The 17,320-nt window shown below is 54.9% G+C and carries 13 protein-coding genes; 4 read left to right on the top strand and 9 right to left on the bottom strand.

Features of this window, described 5'->3' with window-relative positions; genetic code table 11:
• Nucleotides 1–27 precede the first annotated feature (27 nt).
• A complete protein-coding gene (locus CJP46_RS03955; RefSeq protein ID WP_094594277.1) occupies nucleotides 28–804 on the bottom strand; it encodes a phytanoyl-CoA dioxygenase family protein in 777 nt (258 codons plus the stop codon).
• 140 nt (nucleotides 805–944) lie between these two features.
• Between CJP46_RS03955 and CJP46_RS03950 the strand changes: the two genes are divergently transcribed.
• Nucleotides 945–1,844, top strand: a complete 900-nt coding sequence (locus CJP46_RS03950) for an AraC family transcriptional regulator (protein WP_094594276.1) — start codon at nucleotides 945–947, stop codon at nucleotides 1,842–1,844.
• A 49-nt stretch (nucleotides 1,845–1,893) separates the two neighbouring features.
• Here the strand turns inward: CJP46_RS03950 and CJP46_RS03945 are convergent, their stop codons facing one another.
• Nucleotides 1,894–3,336, bottom strand: a complete 1,443-nt coding sequence (locus CJP46_RS03945) for a serine hydrolase domain-containing protein (RefSeq protein ID WP_094594275.1) — start codon at nucleotides 3,334–3,336, stop codon at nucleotides 1,894–1,896.
• Nucleotides 3,337–3,495: 159 nt separating this feature from the next.
• Between CJP46_RS03945 and CJP46_RS03940 the strand changes: the two genes are divergently transcribed.
• Complete coding sequence (locus tag CJP46_RS03940; RefSeq protein WP_094594274.1) at nucleotides 3,496–4,485, top strand: aldo/keto reductase; 990 nt, start codon at nucleotides 3,496–3,498, stop codon at nucleotides 4,483–4,485.
• Nucleotides 4,486–4,644: 159 nt separating this feature from the next.
• On the opposite strand, the gene CJP46_RS03935 is transcribed toward CJP46_RS03940, so the two are convergent.
• The gene (locus tag CJP46_RS03935; protein WP_094594273.1) at nucleotides 4,645–5,166 is read right to left on the bottom strand and encodes a PCYCGC motif-containing (lipo)protein; all 522 of its coding nucleotides are present in this window, start codon (nucleotides 5,164–5,166) and stop codon (nucleotides 4,645–4,647) included.
• A 229-nt stretch (nucleotides 5,167–5,395) separates the two neighbouring features.
• Between CJP46_RS03935 and CJP46_RS03930 the strand changes: the two genes are divergently transcribed.
• Both CJP46_RS03930 and CJP46_RS03925 read left to right on the top strand, forming a co-directional pair.
• Nucleotides 5,396–5,767: an ArsR/SmtB family transcription factor gene (locus tag CJP46_RS03930; RefSeq protein WP_076167400.1), complete on the top strand. Its 372-nt coding sequence runs from the start codon at nucleotides 5,396–5,398 to the stop codon at nucleotides 5,765–5,767.
• Between the two features lie 176 nt (nucleotides 5,768–5,943).
• Entirely contained in the window at nucleotides 5,944–6,810 is an 867-nt protein-coding gene (locus CJP46_RS03925) for a hypothetical protein (protein ID WP_094594272.1), read from the top strand.
• 85 nt (nucleotides 6,811–6,895) lie between these two features.
• On the opposite strand, the gene CJP46_RS03920 is transcribed toward CJP46_RS03925, so the two are convergent.
• The 6 genes from CJP46_RS03920 to CJP46_RS03895 form a co-directional block, all read right to left on the bottom strand.
• Complete coding sequence (locus tag CJP46_RS03920) at nucleotides 6,896–9,136, bottom strand: heavy metal translocating P-type ATPase (RefSeq protein ID WP_094594271.1); 2,241 nt, start codon at nucleotides 9,134–9,136, stop codon at nucleotides 6,896–6,898.
• 179 nt (nucleotides 9,137–9,315) lie between these two features.
• Nucleotides 9,316–11,706, bottom strand: a complete 2,391-nt coding sequence (locus CJP46_RS03915) for a helix-turn-helix domain-containing protein (protein WP_256992175.1) — start codon at nucleotides 11,704–11,706, stop codon at nucleotides 9,316–9,318.
• 99 nt (nucleotides 11,707–11,805) lie between these two features.
• Nucleotides 11,806–12,684, bottom strand: a complete 879-nt coding sequence (locus CJP46_RS03910) for a carbohydrate ABC transporter permease (protein ID WP_089546747.1) — start codon at nucleotides 12,682–12,684, stop codon at nucleotides 11,806–11,808.
• Between the two features lie 13 nt (nucleotides 12,685–12,697).
• The gene (locus CJP46_RS03905) at nucleotides 12,698–13,642 is read right to left on the bottom strand and encodes an ABC transporter permease (protein ID WP_094595055.1); all 945 of its coding nucleotides are present in this window, start codon (nucleotides 13,640–13,642) and stop codon (nucleotides 12,698–12,700) included.
• Nucleotides 13,643–13,771: 129 nt separating this feature from the next.
• Nucleotides 13,772–15,394, bottom strand: coding sequence for a type 2 periplasmic-binding domain-containing protein (locus CJP46_RS03900; RefSeq protein ID WP_094594270.1), 1,623 nt, complete (start codon nucleotides 15,392–15,394; stop codon nucleotides 13,772–13,774).
• Between the two features lie 186 nt (nucleotides 15,395–15,580).
• A complete protein-coding gene (locus CJP46_RS03895) occupies nucleotides 15,581–17,311 on the bottom strand; it encodes an alpha-L-fucosidase (protein ID WP_094594269.1) in 1,731 nt (576 codons plus the stop codon).
• Between the last annotated feature and the right edge of the window lie 9 nt (nucleotides 17,312–17,320).

Below are 17,320 nucleotides of genomic sequence, written 5' to 3'. Positions count from 1 at the left end.
TATGAAAATTACGAATTCAGCACCAGCTTACACATTCAGCTCCAGCTTGGCGTGATATTGACGGTACTGCGGGTCCTCCCCGGCCACCATCATGCCCATACCCCAGTCGATATGGGTCTCCTGGCTCGGCGGATCGGCCGGATCACGGTACTGGAACAGCACGTTTCTGCGCGGCCGGCTGCTCATATTGCGGTCGGATCCGTGAATCGTCAAGTAGTTGAAGAACAGCACATCCCCCGCGCTCGCCGGGCATGGCGTACCCATGCTAACCGGGTAATCGCGGTGATCAAGGTAATATCTGCCGACATGGGGGAGCGGTCCCTGCTTATGGGATCCAGGCACGACGCACAGACAGCCGTTTTCCATATCCGCATCGTCCAGGTGAACGCTGGCGGCAAGCATCGTATGACGATCATGGGGGAAGTAAGGGTAATCTTGGTGCATCGGAAAAGCGGCCCCCTGCTCAGGCGGCTTGACCAGCATTTTGGTATGATGGAGCTGGACGTTGGGACCGATCAGCTGCGTCAGAATGCTTGCCATGCGCGGATGTGCGACGGCACGGGTGAAGCATGCGTCGTGAAACTGCAGATCGTGAAAGCCTTTGAGCACCAGCTTTTTCAATTCGTCCTGGGGTATGTAATCCCCCTGCCAGGTATGGTTGGCGTCCTGCTTGGCCGCAGCGGCCTTGACGATCGTACGCTCCACCGCATGCTGCATTTCCTTGACTTCCTCTGCACTGAATACGCCGCGGACGAGCAAATAGCCGTTTTCGTTATAAAATTCTACGTCTTCTCTGCTAATCATCTTCCCGTTCCCTCCCGTAACATTCAAATGGCAATTTATGAATACGCCTTCATTATAGGGGTACCGGGCACCAGGCGTCTTTGCCTGATTGGAACCTGTTTTTGTCGGATTCGGACACGAATGGATGAGGAGGAACTGAAATGGATCATCACGGCTGGGGACACGCCCTGTCTCAACTAGATTCAACCGTCGGGGAGCTGACCGATGGGGATTTAAGCATACGCGTACATTATTGGGGAGCCCTTTCGGAGCACCGGAGCAACCTGGAACATAAGCACTCTTTTTTTGAAATGTGTTACGTCGCGGGCGGTGAAGGAACGTATGTAGATGAAGGGCAGACCCATCCGTTAACGAGAGGCACGCTGTTCATCTCCAATCCCTACCGTGTTCACCGCATTGAAAGCGCGGGGATGCAGCTCATATGGCTTGCCTTCGATCTGGATACCGGGCGCACCTCAGAGCTTTGGAACAGTCTGTTTGCGCGGCTGGCGCAGTCAGACTCCTATATCCTTCACGAAGCGGAAGACAGCCCGGCCGTCCTGCTCTGGAAAGCGATTCTGCAAGCAGCAGCCGAACTGGACACCACCCGGTTTCCGCTGGAACGGCTGGTGCTGGCGCTCGTTTCAGCGCTGCCGCAAACCTTTACACCTGACCGCCAAAAGCACAAACCGGCGCTGCCTCCGCCCCGCTCCGCTTCTCTAAGGCAGGCGCTGCAATTCATCCGGGATAACCTGGAGTCTCCGCTGAGGCTGGAGGATGTTGCGCGGTATTTTCATGTATCCGGTAGACACCTGGCACGCTTGTTTCAGAAGGAGCTAAAGATGACCTTCACAGCATACGTTCGGCAGGAAAGGGTCCGGCTAGCGGAATACCTTCTGCGTGAAACGGACCGCTCCGTCAAGGAAATCGCCGATGTTACGGGATTCGGCTCCGTTCACTATTTTACAAGGGTGTTTTCGGCGGCAGCCGGCATCCCGCCAGCCGCATATCGGACCGCTCCACAGCAAAAAGGCATGCCCTTCAAAGAAGAGCATGCCTGATTTCAAACCTTGCGGCAGCCGTATGTTTATATGATTCCAGAGCTAAGCCTCAAGCTCTCCCGGTAATGGACGGAGCTTCGTTTGGACCAAAGGATACACTGATCCGGTGATCCAGCACGATGGCATCTTCCGATTCAAACCGGATGTCCGTCGTGATATGAAACGGCGTTTCAATGAAGCGGATGCTCAGCTCCAGCGTATCCTGGGACTTCCACGCAAAGCTCGACACCGTCGACGTCTGCCGGGGCATGATCAGATCGGAAGTGCCTTCCAGCCACTTCCCGCGCCCCAGAGGTAATATAAAGTGCTTTCCGCCGTTCTCATGCAGGTCAACCACCGCCGTATCGGCCTCGAAACGGACCGAAATCCGGCTCCAGTTCATGTCGTTGTCTTCCAGCACGTAGTTTTTACCGCTGACGGCGGATTCCAGCTCCGGCTTTGCGCTATGTGCCAGCGGGACGAGCTGCAGGCTGCGGATCCGTTCCTGCAATCGGTCCTGGGCTTCATCATCTAACGGGAGTTCATCCCCGGCCATCGCCGGCTGCAGATGCTCCCAGACGGCATTCATAACCTCCTGCATCTGGTTCGTTCCGCTCGTAACGGCAAGCACGGCCTCCTGTTCCGGCATGACGATGCAGAACTGGCCAAAAGCCCCGTCTCCACGGTAAGCGCCGTGCCGGCATCTCCAGAATTGGTAGCCGTAGCCCTGCGCCCAGTCGCTTTCCCCGCCGTCCCCGTTAGAGATCTGCTTAGAGGTCGCTTCCTTTACCCACGCTTCGGGAATCAGCTGCTCCCCGTTCCACTCCCCTTGCTGCAAATACAGCTGACCGAACTTGGCGATATCCTCCGTCGTGATGCTGAGTCCGAAGCCCCCGGTATTGATCCCCCGCGGACAGGAATCCCAGGTGGGGTTGTGAATGCCCAGCGGCTCAAACAGCCGCTTCTGCAAAAATTGAAGCAGCGTCTGCCCGGTCACGGATTGCAGAATGGCCGAGAGCATGTAGGTGGCCCCGGTGTTGTACACAAAATGGGTGCCGGGAGTATGCTCTACCGGCGCCGCCAGGAAGGCCTTGGCCCAATTCCCGTCGGTGCAGCGGTCAATGGCTCCCATCGTATCCTGGTCATTCCCCGTGCCCATCATCAGCAAATGCTGAATGTTCATGGCAGCCAAATTCGGGCTGACTTCCTCCGGCAGGTCGTCGGGGAAAAAACTAACGACCTTGTCTTCCAAAGACAGCAGGCCCTCATGCACCGCGAGACCGATAGCTGTGGAAGTAAAGCTCTTGCTTAGCGAAAACAGCATGTGCGGCAGCTCCGGGGCATACGGGCCCCACCAGCCTTCCGCAGCCACTTGTCCGCGGCGAAGCAGCATAAAGCTGTGCAGCTCAATGTCCTTGGCCTGTACCTCGTCCAGAAAATCAAGGATGGCCGCTCCGGGAATGCCCATCGCTTCCGGTCTGCTTCTTGGTAATTGCAGGCTTGTATTTTCCATAGATTCACACCCCTTTCGTTACAAACGTACCGCAGCCGAATGGCAATTTCAAGCATTTTGTTTCCGCTTCCATCGGGTTCCATAATGACCTGGCGTTGACCCTGTCCTGCCTTGCTGTTATAATGCCTGATACCAAATCAAGATGGGAGGCTGACAGTAATGAAATACCGCAGATTGGGAGGCACGGGTTTGGAAGTATCTTCCCTATGCCTGGGCACGATGGCTTTCGGAAGATGGATCGATGAGGAAGCGTCGGTGCGGATCCTGGATCACGCGATCGACCAAGGGATCAATTTTATCGACACCGCCAACTATTACGGCAAGGGGCAGGATGCCGACGTTCCGCACGGAACAGGCGAAAGCGAAGAAATTCTCGGCCGGGCCCTCAAGGGCCGACGGGATCAGGTCGTTCTCGCAACGAAAGTGGGAATCAGATCAGGTTTCGGGAAAAATGACAGCGGTCTGTCGCGGACCCATATTCTCCGCGAAGTCGATAAGTCGCTGCACCGCCTCCAAACGGATTACATCGATCTCTATCAAGTACATATTTTCGATCCCCACACGCCGCTGGAAGAAACGCTGCGGGCTCTGGACGACCTCGTTCGCCACGGAAAAGTAAGGTACATCGGCTGCTCCAATTATGCCGCCTGGCAGATTGCCAAATCCCATGCGATCAGCGAGCGGATGAACCTCGAAAAGTTCATTTCCGTGCAGCCGCAGTACAACCTGCTCTCCCGGGAAATTGAACAGGAGCTTCTGCCGTTCTGCGCCTCGGAGGACGTCGGCGTGATGGTGTACAGCCCGATGGCCCGCGGAATGCTGTCGGGCAAGTACAAGGCGCCGGGCGATGCCCCTCCGGAGAGCCGTGCGGCTAGCGGCGAGAAGCCGCTGCAGCAGTATTTTACCGGGCCGAATTATGAGCTTGTCCAAAAATACGGCTTGCTGGCCGCTCAATACGAAGTGAGCTTATCCCAATACGCCCTGTCCTGGGTGCTCAATCAGCCAGCAGTCACTTCGGCCATTATCGGTGCCAGCAAAGAGCATCACGTGACGGATGCCGCGCAGATCAGCGATTGGTCCTGGACGCCGGAGATGCAGCAGGAAGCAAACGCCGTCCGCAGCTCTTTGGATGAATCGCAGCCACATTAAACAACAGTCCCGGCCGATATAACGGCCGGGACTGTTTATTTTGCCACGTTAACCGGATTACCTGTTATCCAAATGGCGGATATTCCATGGATGACGCAATTCGAATTCAGGTACTATAGGCCAGCTCCTGCGCAGCACGGAATCCGGTCCCCATCCCCGCTATACTTCCGGCGTTGGCGTTGGCGCAGCGTATTTCCCATTAGAGTACGTCTGGTCGATGATGCCGCGAATCTCCTTCACGCTTTTGCCCTGTTTGGCCAGCTCCGCGGCCGTAAGCGCCGTCTCGACGCACACCCCGCAGCGGGTGCCGTGATCGTCCCATACCACGCTTCCGTCCGAATCGACTTCTTTAATAAAGCAGTTTAAATTGCTCTTGTGTCCGGCGCTTTCCCCGCAGCCGCAGTAACATGGAATTTGGCTGAGCACTTCCTTGATGCCGGCAGCCGCCATATAAGCCGTTCTGACGGTATCGTTCGCCGGCTCCAGAAACGAAGGCAGCTGATCCTTCCCGTCGGTAGTCTCCTGAAGGTCACCGTTCGCAGCCATCTGCTGGTGCGCCCCATGTTCATGCTGCATCGTCTGTTCCGCCGAATCCGGGCTGCCCTTATCCGAGCAGCCGGTTACCAGCAGTCCGCCCAGGACGATCCCGAGCACAGACACCTTTGCTTTACTGCCTATCATTATGTATCTCCCCTTTGATTGTTGTCCATTTTACATAGTATACCATGCCACATGCTGTAAAAAATAATCTCAGGTAACCCTGCGGCTGGTCCCGGCAGCCGATCCTGGCGGACCTGTTCAGCGGGACTTGGGCATTTTCTTAACAGTAATTATTCCGTTTAAGGCAGCAGTTTGATATAATATGACGTATCTAACCTTTAATTCGGATTTTCACAGAAAGGTGATTACCATGGAACAGTCCATCCATCCGTCCCAGGAATGCGACGCAACCTGCACGGGCTCTGACAATGAATTGGGCAAAATCAAAGAAGCGCTGATCGATGATCAAGCTGCCTCGCAGGTCGCCGATTGGTTTAAAGCCTTTAGTGATCCTACCCGGGTCAAGCTGATCGACGCGCTTCTGCAAAGAGAGCTGTGCGTGCATGACCTGACCACCTTGCTGGGCATGGGCCAATCCGCGGTGTCCCACCAGCTGAGGTATTTGCGCAATTTACGAATCGTCAAACGCCGCAAGGAAGGCAAGACAGCCTATTATTCGCTTGACGATACACACATCGAACAGATCTTCCTGCAAACGCTGCAGCATACCCAGCATGGATAATCATTCCGGCACAGACCCTCTGCCTTCGGCAGAAGGGTCTTTTCTTTTTTTGCTGTTGCGGCTAACCGGACCATCCGATGCACCGCCTCATTTCCCTCCTGCGAAGAAATCAAGGATTGCCAATCACGAAAAAGGTCAATGCTGATAGCAATCCATTAATCAGGAGGCAGCTTCTTATGAACAGAACCTTGTTATCCGTTCCCCTCTTTCTCGTGGTAACCCTCTTCGGGGGATGGTGCTTTGCATGGCCCGATGGAGCGGCAGATGCAGAAAGTGCCGACACGTTAATCGGCAATGATCATTTTCTTCAACCCAACGTTGTAACCGGACTCGATGCCCAAACCGATCGGAGCCCGTCCCTGGATCCGTCCCTTCTATCGGCGATGCTACTGGCAAAAGATCCAGTACAAGCCGCGGTTCAGTTTTCCAGGACCCGATGGCCGGACGAAAGCATCAATAACAGTCCGGATGTAGTTATACTGGCCGATCCCAAGGATGAACCAAGCGCAATTGCGGCAAGCCGTCTTCTGCTTTCTTCAACGACTGGAACCATGCTGTTTACAGGCAGATATGTAACACCGGAAGCCACCTTGACCGAGCTTGCCCGTCTTCATCCTTCCGGACTTTCATCGCAAGCCGGAGTGCAGGTGATTGCAGCGGGCGATATACATCAGCGGGTTGTCGATCAGCTTCGCAGGCTGGGCTTTCGCACCGAGCGAATACAGGCTGCGAAGCCAGAAGCACTAGCGGGCGCGGTGGACGCTTATACGGCAAAGCTGGCCGGCAAACATAACAAAGCCGTGATCATGCTCCCCCTGGAACAGAAGCCGCTCTCCTCTTCTGTGCTCCGCCTATTGCAAGAAAAAGATGGTTCCATCCTTTTCGTAAAGCGGTTTTTCATTCCAAGGGAGACCCTTCAGGCGTTAGAACAGCGAGACGGCAGCGCAAAAATCTATATTCCGGGTTCTCTGGAAGCGGTCTCCCAACAGGTGGAGCGAAGGCTGCAGCGCTATGGAGAAGTGGCAAGAATATCGGGGGACTAGCAGGAGTTCCCTAAACGGCAGTGGGCGGTACCGCATGCAGCGGACCGCCCGTTATTTCGTACACCACAATATCGGAATCGTTTCATTATTTCAACTTCAATACCCGCATCGCATTTAATACGGCCAGCAGGGTGACCCCGACATCCGAGAAGACGGCTTCCCACATCGTCGCGATGCCGAAGGCGCCAAGCAGCAGGAAAACCCCTTTAACCGCCAGCGCAAAGATGATGTTCTGCCATACGATTTGGCGCGTACGCCCCGCAATGCCTAGGGCGGTGACGATTTTGGACGGCTCATCGTTCATAATGACGATATCCGCCGCCTCGATGGCCGCGTCCGACCCCAGGCCGCCCATCGCGATCCCCACGTCGGCCCTTGCCAGCACCGGCGTATCGTTCATGCCGTCCCCGACAAAAGCGATTTTTTCCTTGGGCTGCTTCAGCCGGCTCAGACGTTCCATATGTTCCACTTTATCCTGGGGAAGAAGTTCGGCATGCACCTCGTTTACGCCAAGCAGCTTCCCAACCTTCTCTGCCACCGGCCGCGCATCACCTGTCAGCATAACCGTCTGTTTGCCACGTTTCTGAAGCGCGCCCACCGCTTGGGCGGCATCCTCCTTCACTTCGTCCGATATGAGCAGATAACCGGCGTACTTTCCGTCCACGGCCACATAAACGACAGTGCCCGGAGCATCCGGCTGCTGAGCCTCCATGCCTTCATCCTTCAGCAGCTTCGCGTTGCCGGCCAATAGCTGGGCCCCGTCCAATCTCACGCGAACGCCGTGTCCCGCCACTTCGTTGTAGTCCTGAATGCGGGAAACATCCATCTCTTTCCCGTAAGCGTCCCGAATCGATTCAGCAATGGGGTGGCTCGAGTGAAATTCGGCAAAGGCTGCATATTCCAGCAGCTGCTCAGGACGGATCCCGTCGTGTGCCGGACGGGTTTCCGTCAACCGGAACGTCCCTTTAGTCAGCGTACCCGTCTTGTCGAACACGAAGTATTTCACATCGTTCAGGGCTTCCAGGTAATTGCTCCCTTTGACCAGGATGCCCGCCTTCGAAGCGGCGCCGATCCCTCCGAAAAATCCGAGCGGAATCGATACGACCAGCGCGCAGGGACATGAGATGACGAGAAAGATCAGCGCCCGGTAGATCCAGTCGGAGAACGTCGCGCCGCTCACCACAAGCGGCGGAACGAGCGCAAGGAGCAAAGCGACAATGACGACGACCGGCGTATACAACCGGGCGAACTTCGTGATGAAGTTTTCGGTAGGCGCCTTGTTGCTGCTGGCGTTTTGGACCAGATCCAAAATTTTGGCAGCGGTGGACTCGCCGTAGATTTTGGTCACCTCGATCGTAAGGACGCCGTTTTTGTTAATGAACCCGCTCAGCACCTCATCTCCCGCTTCCAGTATACGCGGGACGGATTCGCCGGTCAGCGCCGACGTGTCCGCCATCGAGCGGCCTTCGGTCACCTTACCGTCGAGCGGAATCTTCTCTCCGGGTCTGACCACGATCGTATCGCCGACCCCGACCTCCTCCGGAGTCACTTGCTTCGTTCCGTCCGCCGTCTTCAGGTTCGCATAGTCCGGCCGGAGATCCATCATGGCGCTGATGGATTTGCGCGAACGGTTGACCGCAATGCCTTGGAACATTTCACCGATTTGGTAAAAGAGCATGACGGCCACCCCTTCGGGATACTGCCCTACGCAGAACGCACCAATCGTCGCGACCGACATGAGGAAGTACTCGTCAAACACCTGTCCTCTGGCGATGTTGCGGAGCGCCTGGAGAACGATATCTCCCCCGGTGATGAGATAGGCCGCCAGAAATATGGCAAGCTCAGCCCATCCCGTGACCGGCAGCAGCATTGCGGCCGCCGTGATCACCGCCCCTGCTGCCAAACGGATAGACATGATCCGGATGCCGGCGCTGCCGTGATCGTGCGAATGCCCATGATCATGGCCGTCGGCGTGATCATGCGCTTCATGATCGCCCGCTCCATGGTTATGGCCTTCGTGAGCATGCGCATGCCCATCATGAGAATGTCCATGAGTCCCTTGCGAATGAACTCTTGCCGTTCGCGGATTCAATTCGCGTACGCTCACATGCGGCTCCAATTTTTTGATTTTCTTCGTAATCTCCGATACCCATTCGCCCCGGTCTTCTGGGGATTCAAAGGTCAGCGTCGATTTGGCGAAATTCACCGAACAGGAAGAAATGCCATCCATCTTCCGGACGCCATCCTCGATCTTCATGGCACAGTTTGCACAATCCAAGCCCTCGAGCAGCAGCTCACGCTTGATCTTTGAGACGGCTTCAGTCATCTAAATGCCTCCGATCCAACACCAAAAATATAATATGAGCATATATTCATATATAAACTTGTTAAGCACATTATATTCAGGGATGGAGAAGAATGTCAACCAGAGTTTGTGGGCTTTTCCGCCGATTTATTCAAAAAAACGCAAAAAGGCGGGATTCATCCCCCGCCTTCCATTGCAGCTCACCCGGTTTCATCCGAGATGCACGACATCATCAGCTCCCGGTATTTCCCCGGCGTGACGCCTTCAATCTTTTTAAAGGCCCGAATAAAGACAACGTCGCTCGTATATCCGACCATTTGCGCGATTTGGACGTTCGTAAATTCCTTGTTTCCCATATGGCGTTTGGCGAAATCAATCCGTTTTTTGGCGATATGGTCGCTGAGATTGGTCCCGCTCTGTTTTTTGTAAAAGGTCGATACGTACTGCGGCGTCATGTCGAAATGGTCTGCCACCATGCCAAGCCCCATGTTCGAATCGGTGAAATGCTCATCCACGAACTGTTCCATTTCTTGCAGAAGCTGGGCGCTGTGGCCGCTTTTGTCCGAAACCATGCTCTCCGCAAGGATTTCATACAGCCGCTTCATCCGCTTGTGCATCCCTTCGGCTGTTTCATACGAGAAGATGTCCTTCACCAAATCGATATCGGGTCCGAGAATGTCGTTCTGGTCCATTCCTGTCGCGTTCATTATTTTCAAATATGTACTGGTAATGTTAAAGAACAGACATTTCCCGTATTCCGGCGTAATGCTGCCCGACTCGAAATTCATCGCGTAAATCGTGTCCAGCAGCTGGAGGGCATGATCGGCATCACCGCTCCGCACAAAATTAATCAGCTGGACCTCGATATCGACCGGGTAATAATAATGGGAATGAACATCCGTGATGTCCTGAAAATAAATGATCGTCCCGCCGCCCTTGATAATCCGGAATTCCAATGCGGACGCCGCTTCCGCATAGCTCTCGCTGATGCTCTTCGCACCGCAGTGAGGCAGGCCCACCGCTACGGTAAGATCGATCTTGAACCGTTCCTCGATCATGCTTTTGAGCGCTGTGGCCAGCTCCCGGGTCACCTTCTCGCCGCCCTCGGTCTGTTCTGCGGCAAAGTTGCACACCATCGCCACCCGGTCCCGGTCCAGCTCAACGGCAAATACCTTGTGCGGGTATTCGATCAGGTCCGTGCCGATATTCGATACGATAAAACGGGCGAGCGCCCACTGCTCCTCGCTTGGCTCGGCGTTGAACCTTGCAATGCTGTCCAGCTGGACGACAATGACCGAGAATTCGTCGCTGACGAACTTAATATCCATAAACCGCAGCGACTGGCCGCCTTCCCGGGACGCATCGACGTCCATCTGCCCCCGAAGCAGGCGCAGCAGGAAGTTCGAGCGGATGACGGGCGTTTGCTGGGCGAGCAGGCTGCGTAAATTTTTTTCGGTATGCAAAGAGCCTTCGATGGACTGCAGTATCAGCTCATATTCATTGATCTGCGGTCTGCCGCTCCATTCAGTTCCCCTGAGAATGGCATTGACCGTTTTGCGCAGCGGGCTGTAATTCCGGTAAGCGATAACGAAGGCTGCGGTCAGTCCCACGGCCAAACAAAGGGCGAACAGGATCAGCGCCCACTGCTTGATCAGAATGATCTGCTGCATGAAGACGCTTTTGGGCGTAACGAGAACGTATTTCCATCCCTCTTTTTCGGAAGAGGTATACGATACCATTTTCTGATCGCCATTGATCGTCTGATTGAACAACCCTCCGGTCCCGGTGATGCGGGATACCAATTCGCTCGGCAGCGGCTGGCGGTCCGTCGCCATGATCGTCCGGCCGTCCGAATTCACGATGTAGATCGAGCTGTCGCTCGCGGATTCAATCTGGGCAAACATTTCCTTAATCTGGCTCTCGTCGATCAGAATGACGAAGGTCCCTGTAATATCACGCCGGTCCCGCCCTGGAAGCGATTGGGCAAACGTAATGACGTTCAGCGGCGTCTTCTCGATGCTCTGCATCGGATCATATTCGGCGGTACGCAGCAGCGTGGCCGAAGGTAGGTAATCCATCGTATGGAAGCTTGTGAGCATGCTTTCCCGCCAGCGGTCGTAACTCATGCCTTGGTAGCTGTAATACATATCGTAAAATTTGTGCGAATCGGTGAGGAGCCCGGGCCTCATCACCAGATCGCTCTTGCGGAAATAGACATAGTAATCCAGGATAAAGTTCGTCAGGCTCCCCTGTCTTGACATGGTGTTCCGCATAAATTCGATGAACTGGTACCGGTCGGGACCGCCCGCGTCCTGGTCCAGTTTGAGCAGATACTCCAGCTTCGGATCAAAAATGATCTGCTGTGCCAGCTTCTCCACATCGCTTAATTTACTGTCCAGGGACAGCTTGAGCTGCTCCAGCATCGCTTGATTGGAACGGTTGGCACCGCTTTCCAAACTTGCCTCGACTTTGGTGTACAAGAAGGCTCCCATCGATACCGGGATGAGCAGCAGAACCAGATTGGAAATCAGCATCGTCATCCACACGCTTCGCAGATGACCGATTCCAAGCGGACGAAGCAGCCATTTCACCAAGCATTCCCCCTACCTTGTTCATGTATCGACCGACATGCGCATCAATGAAACTTGTATGTTCATTATAATGCAAGGAACAGGGCTCCGGGCAGTTTTTTATTCCTTGATGGCGCCGATCAGCACCCCTTTGACGAAATACTTTTGCAGGAACGGATACAGGCAAATGATCGGCAGCGTCGACACGATGATGGTGGCGTATTTGATCGTTTCGCCGATCGCGTACTTGTCGTCCGCAGCCACGCCTGTGGACATGGAGTCGGTGGAATTGGCGATGAGGATTTCGCGCAAAACGAGCTGCAGCGGATACATCGTCCGGTCCCGCAGGTACACGAGCGCCGAGAAATACGAGTTCCAGTGCCCAACCGCATACCAAAGAATCATCACCGCGATGACAGGCATCGACAGCGGAATGACAATTCGGAACAGAATGGTCATCTCGCCGGCTCCGTCGATTTTGGCCGACTCTTCGAGCGACACGGGTACGCCCTGGAACGCCGTCCGCATAATGATCAGGTTAAACGTGGAGATCGCTCCCGGGATCAGCAGCGCCCAGGGGGTATTCATCATTCCGAGCTTGCCGACCAGGATGTACGTCGGAATCAGTCCGCCGCTGAACACCATCGTCAGGACGATCGCAAACATCATCAGGTTTTTAAAATACAGGTTCCGGCGCGACAGCACATAAGCCCCCAAAGCCGTCATAAACAGGTTGATGGCCGTGCCCGCCGCCACGTAAAACAACGTATTCCGGTAGCCGCTTGTAATCATCGGGTTCTTGAAAACGGCCTTGTAAGCCTCGAAGTTAAATCCGAGCGGGCGGAGGAGGATGCCCCGGTGCTGGATAAAGCTCGCCGCATCGCTCAGGGAAGCGAACAAAACATATAGGAACGGGTATAGTGTAACGAAGCAGAGCAGCAGCATCAGCAGCGTGTTGATCACGCCGAATACTTTTTCGCCGTTCGTTTGTGCAATCATCGGATGGTCCCTCCTACCACAGTTTGTTTTCGGACACGCGCTTGCTGATGGCATTTGCCGACACGATCAGAATCAGGCTGATGACGGAATTGAACAGGCCGACCGCGGCAGTAAAGCTGTAGCTCGCCTCCAAAATCCCTTTTCGGTATACATAGGTCGAAATGACATCGGCCGTTTCGTAAGTCAGCGGATTGTACAGCAGAAGCACCTTCTCGCTGCCCACGGACAGCATATGTCCCATGTTCAGAATGAGCATGATGACAATTGTGGGCATGATGCCCGGTATGGTGATATGGAACGTTTGTCTCCAGCGGCTCGCGCCGTCGATTTTGGCCGCCTCATACAGCGTAGGGTCGATATTGGCGATCGACGCCAAATAGATGATGGAGCCCCAGCCGATGCCCTGCCAAATGCCGGACGATACGAAAATGAAACGGAACCAGCCGGCCTCCTTCATAAAATCGATCGGATCTACGCCGATGAACCCCAGCAGCTGATTGATCAGTCCGTCACGGCTTAGAAAGTCAAACATCATCCCCGCGACAACGACGATCGAAATAAAATGCGGCAAATAGGAGATCGTCTGCACGAATCGCTTGAACGCCATTTTACGAATCTCGTTCAGCAGCAGCGCAAGCAGGATCGCCGCCGGAAAGCCAAACAGCAGATCATAGACGTTAATCAGGACCGTATTGCGGATGAGCCTCCAGAAATAGATGCCGTTGAAGAAGCTGTCAAAATGCTTGAATCCGACCCACGGGCTTCCCCAGATCCCTTGAGCCGGTGAATAATCCTTAAATGCGATCAGGAGACCGTACATCGGTCCGTAATGAAAGATCAAGTAATACGCAATGACGGGGAGCGCCATGATATAAATGATCCAGTTGCGGCGGAGATCCTTGCGGATGGTTTGCCCCGTGGTTAGATCGGTCCGGCTGCGCAGCGGGCGCTTCTTCATCAACTTCTTATCGGTTACCTGCCACATGTAACCCCCTGCCTTTCCTGCGGATTGTGGTATTCAAACAAAGGGCGAGCCGGGAGGCGGACGTTCCCTGCCCGGCATTTTCGCCGCCTTATGACTTTTCTATTAACGCTTGTTGAACCGGTCCAGGGCCGCCTGCTGGATTTTGATCGCGTCGTTAATGCCCATTGCTTCGATTTTTTTCACGTATTTATCGAAGTTGTCGATCGGCTCCGCGCCCATGATGAACTTGAGGAACATCTCGTCCTTATAGGTATTGATGTCCGTCATGATCGAAGCGAACTGGGAGCTCTCGTCCTTGGTCGGTGTCACGAGCGGCATTTTGCGTTCCCCGGTCGGTTGGGACCATACGGTCAAGGCATCCTTCTGATTCGGGAGAGCCAAATACTGCATCTGGAATTCATCGCTCAGCACGAACGGCGCGCTCCACGTCGAACGGTTATGCTTCGCAAACGACTGCTGGAGGCTGACGCCGCTCGGCGGGTTCAGCACCTCGGGCAGGAAGACCGGCTTGCCGTCCTTCATCGTGTATGCTTCTCCCTCTTTGCCGTAGTTGAACAGGAGGTTGCCCTGATCCCCGTAAGCATAGTCCAGCCACTTGACCGTTTCGGTCGGATTCGTATTGCTGGTCGAGATGGCGGCACCGATGCCGTTCGTGGCAAAATCCTTTTGACCCCAAATCGGCTTGTCGCCTTTGTTCAGTACCGGATACGGAGCAGCCACAAGGTTGAATTTCGGATCCTTGTCCTTCATCAGGTTGGCGTACTTGCCGATACCGCCGCCGTTATACGTTGGAGCGGCGCCCAGCTGGTTGCCCGTCATTTTCGCATCGAACAGCTTGTCGTTCGGTGCGGCGAAGTCCTTGTCGAGCAGCCCTTCCTTGTACCATTGGTTCATCGTGGCCAGGAATTCTTTATACTCCGGCTGGATCGGCCCGTATTTTACGCTGTTGTCGATCTGGTAGAAGCCGTAGTTGATGCCCCAAGCGCCAAGGAAAGGCGCGTCCGTTCCGATATCGTCCTTCGTGAAGTACAGCGGAATTTCATCGGCCTTCCCGTTGCCGTTCGGATCCTTCTCTTTAAACGCCTTGAGCACCTCGTGCCATTCATCGATCGTCGTCGGCATCTGAAGCCCGAGCTTGTCGAGCCAATCCTTGCGAATCGACGGGCCGTAGAAGACACGAACCTTATCGCCGCCGCGGAAGAACGGGAACATATATAAACTGCCGTCGTCGGTGGTCACCTGTTTTTTCCAATCGGGGTGCTCATCCAGCAGCTTTTTCAAATTCGGTGCATTTTGGTCGATTAAATCGTTCAGCTTAATAATTTTGTTGTCCTGGATCGCCTTTTCAGGTCCCCCCGGATACCCGATCCATGACGTTTCGATCACGTCCGGCAGTTTCTCGGAGACCATCATGAGGTTGAACTGCTCCTGGGCCTGGGTAGAATCGGTCGGTGGGTGCTGGAAGTCCACTTTGACACCCGTAATTCGTTCCAGTTCTTTATACATGCCCATTTCGGCGTACGTCTTCATCTGGGCGGCTGCAGCGGGGTGCATGCTGACCCAATAGGTCAGGTGGGTTAATTTCTCCGGCTCGGCTGTCTTCCCGCTTGTGGACGCATCCCCTTTCGCTTGATCGTTCCCCGAGGTGCCGCCGCAGGCCGCGAGCGACAGGACCAGAGCGGCTGCAAGCACCGCAGTGCCCCAATTTTGAGCTTTTCTTCTCATGTAAGCGCCTCCTTTTTGAAATAAATCCAGTTGACCGGACTCTGATTGATGTGAAGCCGCCGGTACCCAAAGTATAGGAAACCTGCTTGTTGCTGCGATACTGCCGCTTTGAAAGGAGCGCAGTATTTTCGTAAGATGACGGACTGATTTTTTTAATCATGCCTTAACTTTTCTACATCCGGGCGGCTAATCCTGAACCCGCACAAGCCTTACGGCACGCAGCTTCACCGCGTCGGCATGCCAGATTTCCGTGAATTTGGGAGACGGGTCCTTCAGTTTCGAAGAGCGGAGCGTCAGCGTATGGATTCCGGGCTCCCGCCACGTGATTTGTCCCAATCGAGATCGTATCGGAATGTATGGATGCTGGCATGATGGAGAATCCGGATCCTCTCCATCTTCCGCGGGATCGGTAACCAGGCAGCTTTCATCCGTCTCCAGGACGACCGGTTCCGGATACAGCCCGGCCCAGTCCTGATCATGCCGTTTGAAGCTGATCAGCATCAATTCATAGGTGCCCGGCTGAACGAGCTTGAAGGTCCACTCCGCCTTCCGCAGCGCCGGAATTCCCGCCGCCTCGTCTTCCTCCCTGACAAGGCTTATGCTGGCTTGGGGAACATCCAGCTGCAGCCGGCCCCCGTCAAGCTGTGTTAACGTCCGGTCGAAATCATGCTCTCCGGCCATTTCCAGGGCAATAACCGTCACATGCTCGTCAGCCGGTTCGGTTGAAAGCTCTACCTTAAGCACGTGCAGATCGAGTGCATCGTCAACTGATTGCCGGAACGCCAGTTCTTTTTTCTGCGGATCGGCCAGGCAGAATATACGTGATACCTCGCCGCGGATGCCATGCATCACCAAGCCGTCCGCAGGCCATTTGTCGTTATGAATGTGCACGTACACTCGTCCCGGGCGGGTTGTCACCGCTCCAAATTCCAGCTCAGCCGGAAATGGACTGCCTTCGGTGCCGTAAATGGCTTCGCTGTTCCGCCGCGTCCATTCTCCGACCTCCCGCAGACGCTCCACGGACAGTTCCGGAATCGTCCCTTCCGGCGTTGGACCGACGTTCAAGAGCAGGTTGCCGCCCTTGCCGATGACGTTTACCAGCTTCTTGATCATAGCTTCCGCCGTCTTCCAGACCTGATCCCGGGTCGTATACCCCCATGACTGGTTTAAGGTCATCGGCGTTTCCCATGGCCGCTGATCCTCACCGCTCATGCCGATTTCGTTGTCTCCCTTGGAGACATAATCGCCCATGCCGACGAAGTGCGACACCCTGGAGTTAATGAGACAGTCCGGCTGAAGTCCTTTCACAAAGGCCACGACATCGCGGCTGTCCGCTTCCGATAAGCCGCCCGCCGTATCAAACCAGAGCAGGCCGACCGGCCCGTAGGAAGTAAGCAGCTCCTTCAGCTGCGGCTTCGCTTTGCCTTCCCAGTATTCGGGAAAATGCTTCTCCTCCAGCTTGTAATCCCAGGTGTTGTTATGCTCCTTGTGCAGCGAATGGGGATGATGCCAGTCAATCACATGCGAATAGTAAAAGCAGAGCACGATTCCCGCCTCGCGGCATGCCTCGGCAAGCTCCTTCATCGGATCGCGGCCAAACGGCGTCGCGTCCACGATGTTGAAGGAATCGGCTTCGGAACGGAACATGGCAAAACCGTCGTGATGCTTGGCCGTAATCACGATATATTTCATCCCTGCGTCTTTAGCCAGCTGTACCCAGGCCGCGGCATCAAACTGCTGCGGATTAAAGTCCCCGGCCAGCTTCTCGTATTCGCGGACGGGGATCTGGTCGCCGTACATGACCCACTCGCCTTTAGCCAGCGCCGCGTACAGTCCCCAGTGGATGAACATGCCAAACCTCGCATCCGTCCACCATGCCGTGGACGGATCACGCTTCTTTACTTCTTGCTCTCCCATACGTATGGC

Source organism: Paenibacillus sp. XY044 (genome assembly GCF_002257645.1).
GTDB lineage: Bacteria > Bacillota > Bacilli > Paenibacillales > Paenibacillaceae > Paenibacillus_AQ.
This window is presented reverse-complemented; position numbering and strand designations above follow the sequence as displayed.

Coding starts and splice junctions, on each gene's coding strand:
- CJP46_RS03955 (WP_094594277.1), bottom strand. CDS start 804: ATGATTAGCAGAGAAGACGTAGAATTTTATAACGAAAACGGCTATTTG.
- CJP46_RS03950 (WP_094594276.1), top strand. CDS start 945: ATGGATCATCACGGCTGGGGACACGCCCTGTCTCAACTAGATTCAACC.
- CJP46_RS03945 (WP_094594275.1), bottom strand. CDS start 3,336: ATGGAAAATACAAGCCTGCAATTACCAAGAAGCAGACCGGAAGCGATG.
- CJP46_RS03940 (WP_094594274.1), top strand. CDS start 3,496: ATGAAATACCGCAGATTGGGAGGCACGGGTTTGGAAGTATCTTCCCTA.
- CJP46_RS03935 (WP_094594273.1), bottom strand. CDS start 5,166: ATGATAGGCAGTAAAGCAAAGGTGTCTGTGCTCGGGATCGTCCTGGGC.
- CJP46_RS03930 (WP_076167400.1), top strand. CDS start 5,396: ATGGAACAGTCCATCCATCCGTCCCAGGAATGCGACGCAACCTGCACG.
- CJP46_RS03925 (WP_094594272.1), top strand. CDS start 5,944: ATGAACAGAACCTTGTTATCCGTTCCCCTCTTTCTCGTGGTAACCCTC.
- CJP46_RS03920 (WP_094594271.1), bottom strand. CDS start 9,136: ATGACTGAAGCCGTCTCAAAGATCAAGCGTGAGCTGCTGCTCGAGGGC.
- CJP46_RS03910 (WP_089546747.1), bottom strand. CDS start 12,684: ATGATTGCACAAACGAACGGCGAAAAAGTATTCGGCGTGATCAACACG.
- CJP46_RS03905 (WP_094595055.1), bottom strand. CDS start 13,642: ATGAAGAAGCGCCCGCTGCGCAGCCGGACCGATCTAACCACGGGGCAA.
- CJP46_RS03900 (WP_094594270.1), bottom strand. CDS start 15,394: ATGAGAAGAAAAGCTCAAAATTGGGGCACTGCGGTGCTTGCAGCCGCT.
- CJP46_RS03895 (WP_094594269.1), bottom strand. CDS start 17,311: ATGGGAGAGCAAGAAGTAAAGAAGCGTGATCCGTCCACGGCATGGTGG.